This window comes from Moraxella sp. Pampa, from assembly GCF_035181385.1.
Lineage (GTDB): Bacteria > Pseudomonadota > Gammaproteobacteria > Pseudomonadales > Moraxellaceae > Moraxella.
Window position 1 is genome coordinate 1 of record NZ_JAXCJK010000008.1, and the last position, 1898, is coordinate 1898.

A 1898-nucleotide genomic window follows, 5' to 3' on the forward strand; every position below is an offset into this window, starting at 1 on the left:
TTTTTTATCATACCTATGTCATGGGTCAAGGTAGTATTTTTTGCGTTGCAAAAAATCTCCACCTTGACCCATGACATAGGTATGAATTTTTTAACCATGTAAGACGATGGCACTTCCTGCACAATCACAAAAAACTGCCCAGATAGGCGGTTTTTTTTTGGGGGTTTCGAAAGGGGGGATTGCTCCCTTTCGTCCAGTTAGTTTCTCATCATTGCGAGACGAAGTCAAGCTATGGTATGAGAAACTACTAACTGGACACTCATTACCATGAGTGAAACGCTGGGGGGTGGGTTGTAAAATCTTACTCCGATTTTTATGAGTTATTTTGTCTAAGCCAGCATAGCTTGAGTACCCTCTGGGATACTCAATCACGCTGGCAAAAAGGGGCAAAAACCCCCTTTGAACCCCCAAAAAAAACCGCCCAAATCGGACGGTTTTTGTAAGTGCATTTTATGTACTTGGTTAGTGCTTTATTCGTTAAATTTTGGATTGTAGATATAGCCCTTTTTGGATTTGTAATATGTGAAATTCAATCGTTTTTTATCTGTTTTTTCGTCCATTTCATCGGTATCATCGCCAGCTTTAATCATATCTTGATTAGTAATATTGTCGTCTTCTTTGAGTGCATTTTTTAACACTCCACCAGTGGCCACAAATCGCAGTTTGTGCGTTTGGCGTGTGAGTTCATAGAACCATTCATAACTTTCTGGAGTATCGTCGCCCTTGATATCCGCAGGCTTAACCGCATATTTGAGCGTTTCGACAATGCCTTTCTTAATATCTTCATAAGTCAGTGGTTCGCCCTTTTTCTTGCCCTTTTTCTTAACGACTCGTATATCTACATTGGGCAAGTAGTCCACACGCAAACAGTCAGCCCACAGGCGAACCCAATCCATTTGAACGACATACCCTTTGCCGAAATAACTTGGCTTAACCATTAGCAGACAGTGGAAATGTGGGTGTGCGTGGGTGTTCGGGCGTACCTTGTCTCTGGTAACTTCAGTAGTGCGTATCCAACCCTCAACAACACCAAACTCTTTACGCTTGATTAGGCGTTGCCAAGCCTTATTCATCTCTTGAAGTGTGGAGCGTAAGTCAGTAATATGCGGATTTTCGACCGTAAGCGTGAGCATGAGAAAGTGATGTGTAGGATACGCCAAACGCATATCATCATATTTTTGATACATCATCGCTCTCCAATACAAAGATTTACGCCACTGACAGACAGGACAATACCGAACACGGCAAAAATTAGCTTCCTTGAGCAAAAAACCGCTTTCAGCTTTCCCAAACTTCAACCAACCGCTACAGAACTCCATACGCTCGCCATAACGCTCAAATTCAGCGTTTAGTGCGTATATGTCGCTAACATCGGCTGTATCGTTTCTGTGGGTGTCCCAAACGCTATCACGCTTGGATACAGTTGATAATGATATATCTAAATCACTGGGTGGATGATTGTCATATAGATAATCGAAAATTTCAATTTTAATGTTTTCATTAAAATTATTAACATTTTCATTGAAATTTACATCAGGTTTTTGTACCATAAAAAGAACCGATTAAATTGTTGATCTCGACAATCCACAATTTATCGGTTTTTTTATGCCTTGTCAATAGTCAAAGCCTTGATATATCAAGGTTTAACATAAAAAAATCTATGAAAAAATATCCGCTAGTTATCCCTAATGTATAAATACAAGGCGAAAGACCCCAAAAAACACCCCATTTTTCCCCTAAAAAAACTATCGTGCCACCGCTTACATGGTGGTTTTTTATCATACCTATGTCATGGGTCAAGGTAGTATTTTTTGCGTTGCAAAAAATCTCCACCTTGACCCATGACATAGGTATGAATTTTTTAACCATGTAAGACGATGGCACTTCCTGCACAATCA

2 protein-coding genes are annotated in these 1898 nt (G+C 40.0%); both read right to left on the reverse strand.

Annotated elements, in window-relative coordinates; all coding sequences use genetic code 11:
* Positions 1-470: 470 nt before the first annotated feature.
* Positions 471-1550 (reverse strand): protein rep, encoded by a 1080-nt coding sequence (locus R0123_RS08505; protein WP_323842618.1) that lies wholly within the window; start codon positions 1548-1550, stop codon positions 471-473.
* A gap of 70 nt (positions 1551-1620) precedes the next feature.
* The coding region (locus R0123_RS08510; RefSeq protein WP_323843752.1) for a hypothetical protein at positions 1621-1898 on the reverse strand (278 nt) is incomplete at its 5' end.